The 17,000-nt window shown below is 70.9% G+C and carries 9 protein-coding genes; all 9 read left to right on the top strand.

Annotated elements, in window-relative coordinates:
• Window positions 1-82: 82 nt before the first annotated feature.
• The 9 genes from GJV26_RS11320 to GJV26_RS11280 all read left to right on the top strand — a co-directional run bounded on the left by GJV26_RS11320 (window position 83) and on the right by GJV26_RS11280 (window position 16,993).
• Entirely contained in the window at window positions 83-511 is a 429-nt protein-coding gene (locus GJV26_RS11320) for a YeeE/YedE family protein (protein WP_155708913.1), read from the top strand.
• Window position 512: 1 nt separating this feature from the next.
• On the top strand, window positions 513-977 hold the full coding sequence (locus tag GJV26_RS11315) for a DUF6691 family protein (protein ID WP_155708912.1): 465 nt from the start codon (window positions 513-515) through the stop codon (window positions 975-977).
• Window positions 978-1,004: 27 nt separating this feature from the next.
• A complete protein-coding gene (gene pth / locus GJV26_RS11310; RefSeq protein ID WP_155708911.1) occupies window positions 1,005-1,577 on the top strand; it encodes an aminoacyl-tRNA hydrolase in 573 nt (190 codons plus the stop codon).
• A 27-nt stretch (window positions 1,578-1,604) separates the two neighbouring features.
• Window positions 1,605-1,976 carry a hypothetical protein gene (locus GJV26_RS11305; protein WP_155708910.1) on the top strand — a complete coding sequence of 124 codons (372 nt, stop codon included), beginning with the start codon at window positions 1,605-1,607 and terminating at the stop codon, window positions 1,974-1,976.
• Between the two features lie 158 nt (window positions 1,977-2,134).
• Complete coding sequence (locus tag GJV26_RS11300) at window positions 2,135-2,836, top strand: ABC transporter ATP-binding protein (RefSeq protein WP_155708909.1); 702 nt, start codon at window positions 2,135-2,137, stop codon at window positions 2,834-2,836.
• On the top strand, window positions 2,833-4,071 hold the full coding sequence (locus GJV26_RS11295) for an ABC transporter permease (protein ID WP_155708908.1): 1,239 nt from the start codon (window positions 2,833-2,835) through the stop codon (window positions 4,069-4,071). The genes GJV26_RS11300 and GJV26_RS11295 overlap by 4 nt, the downstream gene beginning before the upstream one ends.
• The gene (locus tag GJV26_RS11290; RefSeq protein WP_155708907.1) at window positions 4,064-4,825 is read left to right on the top strand and encodes an outer membrane lipoprotein-sorting protein; all 762 of its coding nucleotides are present in this window, start codon (window positions 4,064-4,066) and stop codon (window positions 4,823-4,825) included. The genes GJV26_RS11295 and GJV26_RS11290 overlap by 8 nt, the downstream gene beginning before the upstream one ends.
• A gap of 42 nt (window positions 4,826-4,867) precedes the next feature.
• Window positions 4,868-6,145, top strand: a complete 1,278-nt coding sequence (locus tag GJV26_RS11285) for a hypothetical protein (protein WP_155708906.1) — start codon at window positions 4,868-4,870, stop codon at window positions 6,143-6,145.
• Between the two features lie 36 nt (window positions 6,146-6,181).
• Window positions 6,182-16,993 (top strand): non-ribosomal peptide synthetase/type I polyketide synthase, encoded by a 10,812-nt coding sequence (locus GJV26_RS11280; protein WP_173346187.1) that lies wholly within the window; start codon window positions 6,182-6,184, stop codon window positions 16,991-16,993.
• Window positions 16,994-17,000: the final 7 nt, after the last annotated feature.

The raw sequence follows: 17,000 nt of genomic DNA, 5'->3' as shown, positions 1-17,000 counted from the left end.
CTCTTGACCGAACGGGCATGCGCTGGCATTGCCTTTTTTTTCGCGCGTACAATCGACCGGTACCCTTGAAAAGGAGACCGCGATGTCGATCGACTGGCAACACTTCACACCGATATCCTCGCTGGCCGGCGGCACGCTGATCGGCCTGGGCGCCGCGCTGCTGGTGCTGTTCGATGGCCGCATCGCCGGTGTCAGCGGCATCCTCGGCGGCCTGCTGCGCGCGGCGCGCGGCGAACGCGCCTGGCGCATCGCCTTCCTTGGCGGCCTGCTGGCGGCCGCGCCGCTGTGGCGCCTGTTCGCGCCGCTGGCGCCGGCCCAACCCGTTGCCGGTGGCGCGTGGCTGGTCGCGGCGGGCCTGCTGGTGGGCATCGGCACCCGCTATGGCAGCGGCTGCACGAGCGGCCACGGCGTGTGCGGAGTCGCGCGCGCGTCGCCACGCTCGCTGGCAGCCACCGCGCTGTTCGTGGCGGCCGGCTTCGCCACCGTGTTCCTGCTGCGGCACGGCGGCTGACATGGGCACGCGCACCTCTTTCGTCGCGACCTTGCTGGCCGCCCTGGCCGCCGGCCTGCTGTTCGGGGTCGGCCTGATCCTTTCCGGCATGACCGAGCCGGCCAAGGTCGCGGCCTTCCTCGATCTCGCCGGCAGCTGGGACCCCTCGCTGCTGTGCGTGATGCTGGGCGCGATCGCCGTCGCCGCGCCGGCGTTCCGGATCGCCGCGCGCCGCAAGGCGGCGATCACGGGTGCGCCGATGCAGCTGCCGCGATCGCGCCGCATCGACCGGCCGCTGGTGGTGGGCAGCCTGGCATTCGGCGTGGGCTGGGGCATCGCCGGATATTGCCCCGGCCCCGCGCTGGCGTCGCTGTCGATCGGCGGCGCGGCGCCATGGCTCTTCGTGCCGGCGATGGTGGCGGGCATGGCGGTGTTCGAACTGGCCGAATGGATGCGCGCTTCTGTTTCCGCCAAATCTCCGGGATAATCCGCCTTTTCCATACTCCAGCACGCCATGACCATCCGCCTGATCGCCGGCCTCGGCAACCCCGGGCCCGAATACGAGCAAACCCGCCACAACGCCGGCTTCTGGCTGGTCGACCATCTCGCCGGCGGCCGGCTGCAGCGCGAAAGCCGCTTCAATGCGCTCGCGGCGAAAACATCGATCGGCGGCAGCGAGGTGTGGCTGCTGGAACCGCAGACCTACATGAACCGCTCCGGCCAGTCCGTGGGCGGCCTGGCGCGCTTCTTCAAGATCAATCCCGATGAAATCCTCGTCGTGCACGATGAACTGGACCTGCTGCCCGGCGTGGCCAAGCTGAAGAAGGGTGGCTCGTCCGGCGGCCACAACGGCCTGAAGGACATCACCGCGGCGCTCGGCACCCAGGATTACTGGCGCCTGCGCATCGGCATCGGCCATCCGCGCACGCTGAACCTCACGCAGAACGTGGCCGACTTCGTGCTGCACCGACCCCGCCGGGAAGAACAGCTGCTGATCGACGAAGCGATCCGCAAGAGCCTGGACATCATCCCGCTGGCCGTGGCCGGCAAGCTGGCGCAGGCCACGATGGAACTGCATACCGGCTGATTCGCCGGCGTCCACCCTCGCTCCCTCATGCCGGCGCGTTCCCATCCGGAGCGCGCCGCGCCGCATTCCCCTCTCCGCGATGCCAGCAGCCTTACCTCGGCATTGCGCTTTTTTCTCCCTGAAACAAAAATTGCATTAGCTTATTACCAATACATTTTTGCGACAAATGGGCTACACGATAGCGATGATTGTGCTTCGCAACATCGCTATGATGCCTTCACTGATTCGGGACGCGCAATTAACAATTATGAATTTGCGCAACTCCTTGAGATAAAACCAGGAGTTATCTTTTTGTCATTCCCGCGTCACATCGCGCCGCTACAGTCGCGACCAGACCAACAATGCCGCCAGGCAGCAGTGAATAACGTTGGCAATCCACCATGCAGCATCAGGCAGTAAGAAAAAAGCGGTAACCAGCAGTCTCCGGCAGAAGGCAGTACCAGCAGTAGATCGAACCCGTCGATAGCCGCATCCCGTCCACCCGGTATGCATCCATCCGGCAACGCTTCGCGTGTCGCCGCGGGGCCCCGTTTTGCCTGTTTTTCGAGGAGCTTCCATTGAACATCGTTGAATTAACCCACGTCGAGAAGGCGTACGGCAAGGACCAGGGCAGGGTTGTTGCACTGCACAACCTGAGTCTCCAGGTCCAGGCCGGCGAATTTGCCTGCGTATGGGGCGCATCGGGGAGCGGCAAGTCCACGCTGCTCAACCTCATCGGCCTGCTCGACCGTGCAGACCTGGGTGCCGTGCGGGTCGACGGCACCGACTGCGCCACCCTTGGCGAAAGCGAGGCCGCGCAATTTCGCAACGCCACGATCGGCTTCGTGTTCCAGGGCTTTAACCTGGTGCCGGTGCTGAGCGCGCTGGAAAACGTGATGCTGCCGCTGCAGATCGCGGCGGTACCGGCCGCCGAAGGCAAGGCCCGGGCCCTGCGCGCGCTGGCCGATGTGGGCCTCGAGCAGCAGGCCCGCAAGCTGCCCGACGAGATGAGCGGCGGCCAGCGCCAGCGCGTGGCGATCGCCCGCGCGCTCGTCAACGACCCGAAGCTGGTGCTGGCCGACGAGCCCACCGCGAACCTGGATTCCGTGACCGCCGAATCGGTGATCGCGCTGATGCGCAAGCTGAACAACGAGAAGGGCGTCACGTTCGTGTTTTCCACCCACGATGCGCGCTTGCTCGGCTATGCCGGCCGCCGGCTGGAACTGTCCGACGGCCGGATCGTCACCGATACCCGCCACGCCAACGAGAGGGCCGCATGATGGACATCGTCACCCGTTTCAAGCTGGCCGCCCGCAACGCGGTCCGCAACCGCCGGCGCAGCATGGCCACGCTGGCCTCGGTCGTCATCGGCTTCGTCGCGCTGTCGCTGTTCGAAGGCTACTTCGTGTCCGTCTACAGCGCGCTGGAGGACGAGGCCATCATCGGCGAACGGCTGGGCCACCTCACCGTGAGCAAGCCGGGGCTGTACGAGAAAGGCGCGCAGGACCCGCGGGCCTACGCGTTCACCGAAGCCGAGCTTGCCAGGGCCACCGCGCGGCTGCGGGGGATCGCCGGCGTGAAGCTGGTCAGCCCGCGCATCTCGATGTCGGGCCTGGTCAGCAACGGCGACACGTCGCGCATCTACATCGGCGAAGGCATGCGCCCGCAGGACATGATCGCGCTGCGCGGCGAGCGCTATGCGAATTATCCGGGCCGGCTCGACCCCGGCCAGCCGCAGGGCGCCGTGTTCGGCAGGAAACTGGCCGAGTCGCTGGGCCTGAAACAGGGCAGCGATGCCACGCTGCTGGGCTCCACGCTCGACGGCATGGTCAACGCGGTGGGCGTGCAGCTGCTGGAAGCGTCGCCCACCGGCAGCCTCGGCACCGACGACAAGTTCGTGCTCACGTCGCTGGACACGGCACGCCGCCTGATGGCCTACGAAGGCGCCGAGCGCATCGTGCTGCTGCTGGAGAAGGGCACCGATCTCGCCGCCACCGGTGCCGCCGTGAAAGCCGCGCTGGCCGCCGACGGGCTCGCCGTCGAGGTGCACGACTGGCGCACGCTGTCGGTGTACTACGGCCAGGTGAAGAGCCTGTTCGACCTGATGTACCTGTTCATCAGCGTCGTCGTCGCCATCGTCGTCCTGGCCAGCGTCTTCAACACGATGGGCATGACGATCACGGAACGCACCCGCGAGATCGGCACGATGCGGGCGCTGGGCATGCAGATCCGCACGCTCGACGGGCTGTTCGTGCTGGAAGGCATGCTGATCGTGACGATCGGCTGCTGCGCCGGCATCGTGCTGACGCTGGGTGCCGGCTGGCTGATCAACAGCGCCGGCATCACGTACCTGCCGCCGGACGCCGCCACCGAGGTGCCGCTCAGCGTCGAGCTGGTGGGCGCCAACCTGTTCGGTTCCCTGTTCACGCTGGTGGTGCTGGCCGCCCTGGCCTCGTACCTGCCGGCACGGCGCGCCTCGCGCCGCAACATCGTAGGAGCACTGTCCCATGTTTAACGCCAAACACCTGATGCGGCTGCTGCTGGCGGCCGCCGTGACCTTCGAAGCCCAGGCCGCCGTCGACGGCGCGCCGGACCCCAACAAGCTGCTCGAACAGAGCGACATGGCGCGCGGCGGCGGCCTGAAAGGCGTGCAGCTGTCCAGCAGCGTCACCGAGATCCGCGACGGCCGCCCCGGTTCCGAACTCAAGCTCGAGATCCAGGCCGCCGCCACCGACAGCCTGATCAGCTTCACCGAGCCGCCGCGGGTGCGCGGCAACCGCATGCTGATGCAGGGCCGCAATTTGTGGTTCGCCTCGCCGGAAGTCAGGAAGCCGGTGGCGATCTCGCCGCGCCAGCGCATGCTGGGCGAAGCGTCGAACGGCGATATCGCCACCACCAACTACAGCCGCGACTACGATGCCGCGCTGGTCGGCGAGGGCACCGTCGACGGCCACCCGGTGTGGGTGCTGGACCTGAAGGCCAAGGCCACCTCCGTGACCTACGACCGCATCCGCTACTACATCGACAAGGAAGCGGCGCTCGGCATCAAGGCCGAATACTTCGCCGTCTCCGGCAACGTGCTGAAAACCGCGCGGATCGAGTACGACAACCACGTGCGGCACAACGGCCAGACCGTGCGCTTCGTCAGCAAGATGGAGATCGCCGACGCGCTCGAACCTTCGAAGCGCACCGTCCTCAAATATTGGGACGTCAAGGTGAACGATATTTCGTCGTCCACGCTCAGCCTGGCGAACCTGACGCGCAATTAATCGCACGCAATCAGGCTCAACCTACTCATAACGAGGTTCCACATGCGCGTAGCTCTGGTAGTGCTGGTCTCCCTGGCGGCCGGCACGGGGGATGTGTTTGCCCGCGATCCGGAATTCGGTGCCGACCTGGTGCTGTTCAGTTCCCTGTACGACGTGCGCGGCGACAGCCCGTACAACCCGGACAACCTGCTGGCGGGGTTGCCGCGCATGGAACACGGCGCCCAGGCACGGCTGCGCTGGCGCATGGAAGGCGAGTACGGCGTGCTGGCCGTCGGCCCGCGGGTCGCGTTCAGCAAGGCCACCGGCACCAGCGCGGCCAGCACGGATACGCGCGACACGAAAGCCTACCTGCAGAATTGGCTGGTGGAAGGGCGCCTGGGCAACTTCGACGTGTTCTACAGCCGCGAGCTGATGCTGTGGGGGCCGTCGCAGTTCGCGTCGCCGTCGAACCCGTTCTTCATCGAGACGAACGGGGTGAATCCCTTTACCGAACTGCCGTCGCGCGATTTCGCCGGCGTGCGCTGGCGCATCAACGACCGCAACACGGTGGCGCTGGTGCGCAACACGGACGAAGGCCGCGACCGCGAAGTGCTGCGGCCGTTCAAGCCCGAAACGGCGCTGCGGGCCGACCACGTGGGCGACAACTTCGCCGTGGGCGCGGTCGCCTCGCACCGCGCCGGCCGCAACGGGTACGGCGCCTACGGCCAGTGGACCGTCAACGATGCGGTGCTGGTGTATTTCGATGCCGCCACGTTCCGCGGTTCGCGCCGGCTGCTGGCACTGGCTCCGGGCGGGGAACCAGGGGGCGCGCAGGACTGGCAGCTGGCCACGCGCGGCGACGACCGCAAGCGCCACTACGACGCACTGGTCGGCGGCTCGTACACCTTTGCCGGCGGCGGCACCGTGAACCTGGAATACCGCCGCAACACGGAAGCCTACACGGGGGCGGAACGCGAGGCGCTCGACGCCTTCGCCACCGTGCAGGCGGCCCGCCTGCGCAATGGTTCAGACCCGGCCGCCGTGGGGGCGGCGGCCGGGCAACTGGGCGCGCTGGTGCAGCCGTATGCCCGCACGTACGGCCGCGACACGCTGTATGCGCAATACGTGGACCGCAGCATCGCACCGTCCACCAGCCTCGTCGTGCAGGTGAGCTACGGCCTGAACTCGCACGACGGCAGCACCACCGTGGTCGTCTCGCACGACCTGAACGACCGCATCAAGCTGGCCGCCAACCTCACGGTGCCGTTCGGCTCGCGCCACGGCGACACCCGCCGCTACCTGGACAGCGTGCTGTTCTTCGGCATGACGGCAAGTTTCTGACATTCGTAAAAAATACTAGGGGTAGAACAGATGAACATGCATGACGAAATCGTCCCGCGCGACCTGGTCGACCTGCTGCAGCTGCAGGCCGCCCGGCAGCCGGATTTCCCGGTGCTCACCTACCTGCGGGACGGCGAGGAAGCCGCCGCCACCGCCACCTTCGCCCAGCTCGACACGCAGGCGCGCGCCATCGCCCAGGCGCTGGCCGGCAGCACGCAGCCCGGCGACCGGGTGATGCTGCTGTACCTGCCGGGCATGGAGTTCACCAGCGCGTATTTCGGCTGCCTGTACGCGGGCCGCATCGCGGTGCCGCTGCCGCCGCCGCGGCCGGCGCGCCTGCAGCAGACGCTGGAAAAACTGCTGGCGATCGCCGCCTCGGCCGCGCCGCGCGCTGTGCTGACCACGCGCCTGCTGGCCGACAAGGCGGCCGAGTTCTTCGACACGATGCCGGCCCTGCGCGACATGGCATGGCTCGTAAGCGAAGAGATCGACATGGCCCGCGCCGGCGAATGGCGGCGGCCGCACATCGATCCGCACGGCGTTGCCTTCCTGCAGTACACGTCCGGCTCCACCGCGCTGCCGAAAGGCGTGATGCTCACGCACGCGAACCTGCTGGCCAACACGGACTACTTCGCCCGCGGCTGCGCGCACGGCCCGGAATCGAGCCTGCTGAACTGGCTGCCGCCGTTCCACGACCTGGGCCTGATCTACGGCCTGCTGACGCCGATCCGGCTGGCGATCCGCGGCTACATCATGCCGAACGCCTCGTTCGTGCAGCAGCCGTCGCGCTGGGTGCGGGCGATCAGCCGCTACCGCATCACGCACACCATGGGCCCGAACTTCGCGTTCGACCTCGCCATGAAAAGCGTGACCGCCGCCGAGCTGGCGGACATGGACCTGTCGTGCTGGCAGGGCGCGCTGAACGGCGCCGAGCCGGTGCGCATGGAAACCATGCGCGCGTTCACGGAAAAATTCGCGCCGGTGGGCTTTCGCGCCGGCGTGTTCAACCCGAGCTGGGGCCTGGCCGAGGCCAGCTGCATCGTCACCGGCAGCCACCTGAAGGCGGCCGCCGGGACGGGGCAGGTGCCGGCCGGCCTGTTCGTCGATGCCCGCGCGCTGGAATGCCACCGCGTCGAGCCGCGCGCCGAGGACGGCCCGGGCGCCACGTGGCTGGCCTGCAGCGGCTACCCGATCGGCGAAACCGAGCTAGCGATCGTCGATCCGGCCACCCGCATGCCCTGCGCGGCGGACCGGGTGGGCGAGATCTGGGTGCGCAATGCCGCCGTCGGCGCCGGCTACTGGATGAACCCGGAGCGCACCGAGGAAACGTTCGGCGGCGTGCTGGCCGGCGAGGAAGCGGACGAGGAAGCAGGCGAAGCGGCGGGCGATGCGCGCCGCTGGATGCGCACCGGCGACTTCGGTTTCCTGCACGACGGGCAAATCGTCATCGCCGGCCGGATGAAGGACGTGATCATCATCCGCGGCCGCAACCACTACCCGCAGGACATCGAGCATACCGTCGACGGCGCGCACCCGCTGCTGCGCCCGGCCGGCGCCGCGGCGTTCGCGGTGCCCGTCGACGGCGAGGAGCAGCTGTGCGTGGTGGCGGAGACCGACCGCCGTTTCAACCCCGAGCGCGATACTGATACCGTGCTGACGGCCATCCGCCGCGGCATCGCCGACAGCCACGAGCTGAAGGTGGCCGGCATCGCGCTGATCCGGCAGGGCACGATCCCGAAGACCACCAGCGGCAAGGTGCAGCGCCGCGCCACGAGCGCGATGTTCCTGGACGGCACGCTGGAAGAAAAGGCCGGCTGGCGCAGCCCGGCGCTGCTGGCCGCGCAGCAGGAAGCCGCGCCGGCCGGCACGCCGGTACCGGCCGACGTGGCCGATATCGAAGCCTGGGTGCGCCGGCGTGTCGCGGAGCTGGCCGGCCTGCCGCTCGACGCGATCCGCCCCGAGCGCGCCTTTGCCGACTGGGGCCTCGATTCGAACGACGCGGTGCGCCTGTCCGGCGAACTGGAGCGCGCGTTCGGCCTGGCGGGCCTGCCCACCACGCTGCTGTTCGATCACCCGTCCCCCGCCGCCGTGGCACGCCACCTGGCCACGCTGGCTGTGCCGGCAACGGCGCGGGAGGCAACTTCGTCCCCTTCGTCTTCCCTGTCCGCCCCGCCGGCGCAGGACGACATCGTCGTCGTCGGCATGCACGGCCGCTTCCCCGGCGCGGCTGACCTGGACGCGTTCTGGCAACTGCTGCGCGAAGGCGGCCGCGCGGTCGGCACGCCGTCGGCGGCCCGGCGCGCGCTGGGTGCCGACGGCCACGCCGGCTGGCTGGACGGCATCGACGGCTTCGATGCGCCGTTCTTCCACCTGGCCGCGCGGGAAGCGGAGCGGATGGACCCGCGCCAGCGCCTGCTGCTGATGAGCGCCTGGCATGCGCTGGAAGCGGCGCGCATCCCGCGCGAGCAGCTGGCCGGCAGCCGCACCGGCGTGTTCGTCGGCATCAGCGGCCAGGAATACGGCCAGCGCGTGCTGGAGGAAGCCGACGGCGGACACGCCGCGACGGGCGGCGCCAACAGCATCGTCGCCAACCGGCTGTCGTATTTCCTCGACCTGCGCGGCCCCAGCCTGGCCATCGACACCGCCTGTTCGTCGTCGCTGGTGGCGCTGCACATGGCCTGGCGCAGCCTGCTCGACGGCGAGTGCGACACCGCGCTCGTGGCCGGCGTCAACCTGCTGCTCGACGAGCGGCTGTCGGCCACGCTGCGCCGCGCCGGCATGCTGTCGCCGACCGGCGCCTGCCACAGCTTCGATGCGGCGGCGGACGGCTACGTGCGCGGCGAAGGCGTCGTCACCGTCGTGCTGCGCCGGCGTGGCATGGCCGAGGCATGCGGCAATCCCGTGCTGGCCCGCATCGCCGGCAGCGCCGTCAACCAGGATGGCCGCAGCTTCGGGCTGACCGCGCCGAACGGCAACGCCCAGCAGCAGCTGGTGCGCGCCGCGCTGGAAGCCGCCTGCATCGCCGGCAACGCCGTGCAGTACGTGGAGGCGCACGGCACCGGCACCGCGCTGGGCGATCCGATCGAGTGGAACGCACTCAATGCCGTGGTGGGAGCCGACCGTTGCAACAGCGGCGACACCGCCGCGCCGTGCCTGGTCGGCACCGTCAAGGCCAACATCGGCCACCTGGAAGCGGCGGCCGGGCTGGCCGGCTTCGTCAAGGCCGTGCTGTGCCTGCGGCACCAGCAGGTGCCGCCCGTTGCCGGCCTGCTGCAGCCCAATCCGAAGCTGGACCGCGCCGACGGCCGGCTGCGGCTGGCCGACGGCACGCCGCTGGCCGCGCCGCTGCGCCACGTGGGCGTCACGTCGATGGGCTTCGGCGGCAGCAATGCGCACGTGATCCTGGAGCGCAGTGACGCCGTGGCCCCCGCATCTCCGGCGCTCCCGGTGGCCGTGCTGCCGGTCGGCGCCGAATCCGATGCGGCGTTGCGCGCGCTGTGCGCCGCCTATGCCCGGCAGCTGCGGGAAGCGCCGGGCGCGCTGCACCGGGTAGCCCGTTCGGCCGCGGCGGGGCGCTCCGCGCTGTCGCGCCGCGCGGTGGCCATCGGCACCGATGCGGCGGACATCGCCGCGCAGCTGGAAACCATGGGCGGCACGCTGCTGCAGGGCGACGTCACCGGCCGGCCGGCGCCGCGCATCGCCTTCGTGTTCGGCGGGCAGGGCGCGCAGCAGGCGGCGATGTGCGCCGAACTGTACCGCCTGGTGCCGGCCTACCGCGAAGCGTTCGATGCCGCCGCCGCCGCGTTCGAACGCCACGGCCTGCCGGTCGCCGGCCACCTGTACGGCAGCGCACCGCTCGACAGCGACACGCTGGCGCAGACGGCCTTCGCGCAGCCCGCGCTGTTCGCCTGCGAATACGCGCTGGCGTGGACGCTGATGGCCGGCGGCATCCAGCCGGCCGCCGCGTTCGGCCACAGCCTGGGCGAATACGTGGCGGCATGCATCGCCGGCGCGATCGACCTGGAAGACGCCGCGCTGCTCGTCGCCACGCGCGCACGGCTGATGGGCCGCTGCGCCGGCGGCGCGATGCTGGCCGTGATGGGCCGCGCCGACCTGCTGGACGGCTGGCTGGCGCAACTGCCGGCCGAGGTCGAACTGGCCGCCGTCAACGCGCCCGGCGTGGTCACGCTGACCGGCCCGGCCGCCGCGCTCGATGCCGTTCGCGTTGCCGCCCAGGCCGCCGGGTTCACGGCGCAGCCGCTGCGGGTCGAAACCGCGTTCCACTCCGCGCTGATGGACCCGGTGCTGGCCGAGTTCGGCCGCGTGGCCGCCGGCATCGTCTACCGCATGCCCGTCATCCCGCTGTACGGCAACCTGCACGGCACCCGGCTGGGGCAGGTCGATGGCGGCTACTGGGCCGACCACCTGCGCCGCACGGTGCACTTCGCCGGCTGCGTGGCCGCCGCCCAGGAAGACGGCGCCGACGTGCTGCTGGAAATCGCCCCGCAGCCGGTGCTGGCCGGCCTGCTGCGGCGCGGCGCGGCCTCGGGCACCGAAGTGGTGTCGTGCGTGCCCGGCGAGGCGCTGCGCGGGCTGCTGGCGGCGCTGGGCCGCCTGTACTGCATCGGCGCCCGGCCCGACTGGGCCGCGCTGCTCGGCCACGATGCCGATCCCGCCATCGCATTGCCGTCGTACCCGTTCGATCTCGCGTCCTGCTGGCTTACCCGTTCCGAGGCACCCGTCATGAATGCTCCCCATACGCCCGCAGCCGTGAGCGCGCCTGCGCCGGCTTCCGCTCCTGCCGTCACCGCCACCGCCGATGCCGCCGGCTGGCTGCGCGCCACGCTGGCCGAACTGCTGCGCTGCCCGCCCGACGCGGTGGACAACCGCCGCAGCTTCCTGGAAAGCGGCGCCGATTCGCTGGTGCTGACCGAGTTCGGCGGCCGCATCGAAACGCGCTTCGGCGTGCGGGTCGAACTGCCCGCGCTGTTCGAAGGGCTGGACACGATCGACCGGCTGGCGGCGCACCTGGCGCCGCATGCGCCCGCGGCACCGGCGGCGGTTGCCGAACCCGCCGCGCCGGCCGCTTCCGCGGCGCCCCAGGCATCCGCGGCCCCGGCCGCCGCCGGCATCGACAACCTGGCCCGCCTGTTCGAACAGCAGCTGGCCACGCTGCGCGACGTGGTCGCGTTGCAGCTGTCGCAGGCCGGCGGCACCGCGCCCGCCGCGCAGGTGCCCGCCGCGCAGCCGCAGCCGATGATCCAGCCGGCCGCCGCGCCTATGGCACATGCAGCACCGGCCGCCCCGGCTCTCGACAGCCGCAAGCAGGCCCACATCGACGAACTGGCGCGCGCCTACACCGCGAAAACGGCCGGCTCGCGCGCCTACGCCGAGCGCTATCGCGGCGTGTTCGCCGATTACCGCAGCTCGCTGGGCTTCAAGCGCGCCACCAAGGAAATGATCTACCCGCTGGTGGTGGACCGCGGCGCCGGCAGCCATGTCACCGATATCGACGGCAACGACTACGTCGACCTGACGATGGCGTTCGGCTCCTGCCTGTTCGGCCACAACCCGCCGATGGTGGTCGATGCGCTGCGCAACCAGCTGGCCGACGGCATCCAGGTCGGGCCGAAGTCGCCGCTCTCTGGCCGCGCCGCCGAACTGGTGGCCCGGCTGACCGGCGCCGAGCGCGTGGCGTTCGCCAATTCCGGCACCGAGGCCGTGATGACGGCGATCCGGCTGGCGCGCGCCGTGACCGGCCGCACCCGCATCATCCGCTTCACCGGCTCGTACCACGGCCATTCCGATGCCACGCTGGCCAGTGCCGGCCGGGGCGGTGTCGAAGGCCAGCCCGGCGCGCCCGGCGTGCCGACGTCCAGCGCGCGCGAAGTGGTGATGCTGGAGTGGGGCACCGAAGCGTCGCTGCGGAAGATCCGCGAACTGGCGCCGGAAGCGGCGGCCATCATCGCCGAGCCGGTGCAAAGCCGCCGACCCGGCCTGCAGCCGAAGGAATTCCTCCACGCGCTGCGCGGCATCGCCGACGAAACAGGCTGCGCGCTGATGTTCGACGAGATCATCACCGGCTTCCGGCTGCATGCCGGCGGCGCCCAGGCCTGGTATGGCGTACGGGCCGATATCGCCACGTACGGCAAGGTGGCCGGCGGCGGCATGCCGCTCGGGATCATCGCCGGCCGCGCGCGCTTCATGGACGCGATCGACGGCGGCGCCTGGCGCTACGGCGACGATTCGGCGCCGCGCCAGCCGCACACGTTCTTCGCCGGCACGTTCTCCGCGCACCCGCTGACGATGGCCTCGTGCATCGCCGTGCTGGAGCGCATCGAGGCGGAAGGCGAGGCGCTGTACAACATGCTGAACGGCCGTACCGCGCAACTGGCCGCGCGGCTCAATGCCCACTTCGCGGCCGCGCAATTCCCGATCCGCCTGGACCACGCCGGTTCGCTGATGCGCTTCGTGTTCTTCAACAATTTCAGCGTCGAGTTCCAGCCGATCGAGGCGAACCTGTTCTTCTATCACATGACGCTGCGCGGCGTGTACATCTGGGAAGGCCATACGTGCTTCCTGACCACCGCGCACGCCGATGCCGATATCGAGCGCATCGCGGCCGCCGCGATCGACAGCGCGAACGCGATGCGCGCCGGCGGCTTCTTCGCGGCCGATGGCGGCGCCGGCATCGCCCCCGCGAAGAACGCGGCCACGCCGGAAGAAGCCAGCCTGGCGCTGGACGATTTCGCGCTGGCCGCCTTTGCCGATGCGCTCGTGAAGCTGGCATGGCGCGAGGATGCGGCGGCGCCCGTGGCACCCGTACATGCGCAGTTGCTGAACCGCATGCTCGAACACCTGGGCATGACCCGCGGCGATGCGCTGCGCCGCCTGGCCGCCACGCTGCCGCAGCGCCGCGCCGCGATGAACGAGCGCCTGCCGCAGGCGATCGCCGCGCTGGCCGCCCGCAGCGCCGACGCGCTGCCGGAAGTGCTGGCCGGCCGGCGCGAAGCGGTCGACGTGCTGTTCCGCGGCGAAGCGTTCGACTGGCTCACCCGCCTGTACGCCGAAGCGCCGGGGGCCGCCGCCGCCACCGGCCGGCTGGTCGAAGCCGTGCTGGCATGCGAACGCGCCGCCGGCCGGCCACTGCGAATACTGGAAGCGGGTGCCGGCACCGGCACGATCGCACGCCGGCTGCTGCCCGGCCTCGCGGCAGGCAGCGAATACTGGTTCACCGACGTGTCGCCCGCGTTCCTCGCCCGCGCCGAGCGCGAGCTGGCCGACCCGCGCGTCACGTACAGGCGGTTCGACATCGAACGCGGCGTGGCGGAGCAGGATATCGCCGAACGCGCGTTCGACGTCGTCATCGCCGGCAACGTCGTCCATGCCACGCACCACCTGGGCACCGCGCTGGCAAACCTGAACGCGCTGCTGCGCGACGACGGCACCCTGCTGCTGCAGGAATGCACGCATCCGCATGCCTGGCTCGACCTCGTGTTCGGCATCACCGAGGGCTGGTGGCAGCGCGCCGATACCGACGTGCGTCCGGCCCACCCGCTGCTGGCGCCGGAGCGCTGGCACGATTGCCTGGCCGCCGCCGGCTTTGTGCAGCCGCAGACGCTGGTCGTGGCCGCCGGCCAGGCCGTGCTGCGGGCGCAGCCGGCGCGCGAGATCGCGCTGCCGATGTCGGAGGCGCAGCGCCAGATCCTCGTGCATCTGGAACTGGGCGACGCCATCGCGCCGGCCTACAACGAAGGTGCCCTGTTCGGCATCGCGGGGGACCTCGATGCCGACCTGCTGGCCCGCGCCTGGACGGCCGCCGTCATGCGCCACCCGTTGCTGCGCGCCCAGGTCGGCGCCGGCGGCGACAACTTCGTCGTGCCGCCGGATGCGGCTTCGGCGCTGCAGCAGGTCGACTTCTCGATGCTGGGCGAGGGCGCGGCGGGGCGCGCGCGCGACTGGATCGCGGTGCGCCAGCGCACGCCGCTCGATCCGCGCCGCGGCCCGCTGGCCGGCGCGTGGCTGCTGCGCCTGCCGTCCGGAGAAGCGTGGCTGTACCTGCTGGCGCACCACCTGGTCATCGACGGCATGTCGTTCGGCCGCCTGGCCGGCGAAGTGTGGGCGCTGTATGGCGCCCTGAAGGAGGGCGGCACGGCCGACACGGCGCAGCTGAAACCGGTGCTGCCGGTCGACGCGGCATGCCGAAAGCTCGACGAGATCGACCCGGCCGCCGCCGCGTACTGGCGCGAACGGCTGGCGCAACTGCCGCCGGCCCCGGAGCTGCCCACCGACCGCCCGCTGCCCGCCGTGCAGCGCTTCGAGGCGGGCCGCGTCACGCTGCAACTGCCGGCCGCCATGCTCGATGCCGTGCGCCGGCTCGGCGCCGCCGCGCAGGCCACGCCGTTCATGACGCTGAACGCCGCCTGGCGCCTGCTGCTGGCCCGGCTGTGCGGCGCCGCCCGTTTCGTGATCGGCGTGCCGGTGTCGGTGCATCCGGCTTCCGCCGCCGAGTCGTATGTCGGCTTCGGCGTCAATGTCGTGCCGCTGACGACCGAGGCGGTGGCGGAACAGCCGTTCACCGCGTTCCTGCGCGCCGTGCGTACCGAGGTGGCCGACGCGCTGTCCCACCGCGCATTCCCGTTCGCCGACATGGTGCGCACCGCCGCCCTGGAACGCGACCCGGCCCGTCCGCCGCTGGTGCAGGTGCTATTCAACTGCGAGGCGCATGACGCGTGGCAGGGCGCCGGCGTGGCGACGCGCACCGTGGTGCCGCCGGCCACGCACACGAAATACGAGCTCACGCTCGATGCGCTGCTGGGTCTTGATGGCATCGAACTGGTGCTCACCTATTCGGCGGCGCTGTTCGACGAAGCCACGGCCCAGCGGATGCTGCAGCGCTACGCCGGCCTGCTGGAGCGGATCGCCGCCGCACCGCAACAGCCGCTCGCCGCCTTCGACGCGCTGCTGCCGGAAGAACGGGAAGCGGTCGCGCAGCAGGCGCCGGTGACCGTCAACGAAGGCTGCCTGCACCGGCTGTTCGAGGCGCAGGCGGCGCGCGATCCGGCGGCGGTGGCGCTGCGCCGCGGGCTCGAAACGATGACGTTCGGCGAGCTCGACGCGCGGGCCAACCGGCTGGCGCACGCGCTGCTGGCCCGCGGCGTCGCGCCGGAAGACAGGGTGGCCGTCTGCCTGCCGCGCACGATGGACCTGCCGGTGGCGCTGCTGGCCGTGCTGAAAGCCGGCGCCGCCTACGTGCCGGTCGATCCGGCCTATCCGGCAGCGTACATCGAGACGGTGCTGCGCCTGTCCGGCGCGGCGCTGGTGATCACCGGCGGCGAGGCCGGCCATGCGGCGCTGGGCGAATGCCCGCGGCTGATGCTGGACGCGACTTTACTGGACGCGCCTTTACTGGACGAAATCTTGCTGGACGACAGCCTGCCCGACGGCCAATCCGCGGGGGCGCCGCGGGTCGACGTCTCGCCGCACCAGCTGGCCTACGTGATCTTCACGTCCGGCTCCACCGGCGAACCGAAAGGCGTGGCGATCGAGCACCGCACCGTCTGCACCTTCCTCGACTGGGCCGCGGCCGAGTTCACGCAGGAAGAGCGGGCCGGCATGCTGGCGTCGACGTCGGTGTGCTTCGACCTGTCCGTGTTCGAGCTGTTCCTGCCGCTGGCGCACGGTGGCAAGGTGATCCTGGCAGACAACGTGCTGGCGCTGACCCAGGGCGGCGATTTCGACGACGTCACTTTGGTCAACACCGTGCCGAGCGCCGCCGCCGAGCTGGCCCGCCAGGGGTGCCTGCCACCGGCGGTGCGCGTGATGAACCTGGCCGGCGAGGCGCTGCCGCAGGTGCTGGTGGACGGCCTGCGCGCGCTGTGGCCGCAGCTCACCGTCTGCAACCTGTACGGCCCGACCGAGGACACCACGTATTCCACGTGGCTGCGCCTGGCGCCGGGCGAAGGCGGCGCCGTGACGATCGGCCGCCCGCTGCCGGGCACGCGGCTGTACCTGGTCGACGGCGCGCTGCAGCCGGTGCCGCCGGGCGTGCAGGGTGAAATCTGCCTGGCCGGCAACGGCCTGGCGCGCGGCTACCTGGGCCGCGCCGGCATGACCGCCGAGCGCTTCATTCCCGATCCGCTGTCCGGCGTGGCCGGCAGCCGCATGTACCGCACCGGCGACCTGGGCCGGCTGCTGCCCGACGGCACGGTCGAATACCTGGGCCGCCGCGACGACCAGCTGAAGATCCGCGGGCACCGCGTGGAACTGGGCGCCATCGACGCGGCGCTGCGCGCCGTGCCCGGCGTGGCGGCCGGCGCGGTGGTGGCGCATGGCGAGCCGGCCCGGCTGGCCGCGTTCTACAGCGCCGATACCGACCTGGAAGCGGCCATCCGCGCCGCGCTGGCCGAACGCCTGCCGCGCTGGATGGTGCCGTCGTCGCTGCACCGGCTGGCGCAGCTGCCGCTGACGCCGAACGGCAAGACCGACCGCCGCGCGCTGGCCGCGCTGGCCGCCGCCGCCCGGGAAGAGATGCCGTGCGAAGCACGCCAGGCGCCCCGCAACGCCGTCGAGGAAGACCTGGCGCAGCGCTTCGCCCGGCACCTGGGCCTGCCCGTCGAGGCGGTGGGCATCGACGGCGATTTCTTCGCGCTGGGCGGCCACTCGCTGCTGGCCACGCGCCTGCTGTTCGACGTGAACCGGCACTGGCACGCGGCGCTGCGCCTGTCCGACCTGATGACGCGGCCGACCGTGGCCGAGCTGTCGCAGGCGCTGCTGGCCGCGCTGGCCGACGGCGTGGACGACCTGCAGGAACTGGTGGCCGAAGTGTCCGGCCAACGCGCGGCGTAACGAAACC

The organism is Pseudoduganella dura (assembly GCF_009727155.1).
Taxonomy (GTDB): Bacteria; Pseudomonadota; Gammaproteobacteria; order Burkholderiales; family Burkholderiaceae_D; genus Rugamonas; species Rugamonas dura.
This window is presented reverse-complemented; position numbering and strand designations above follow the sequence as displayed.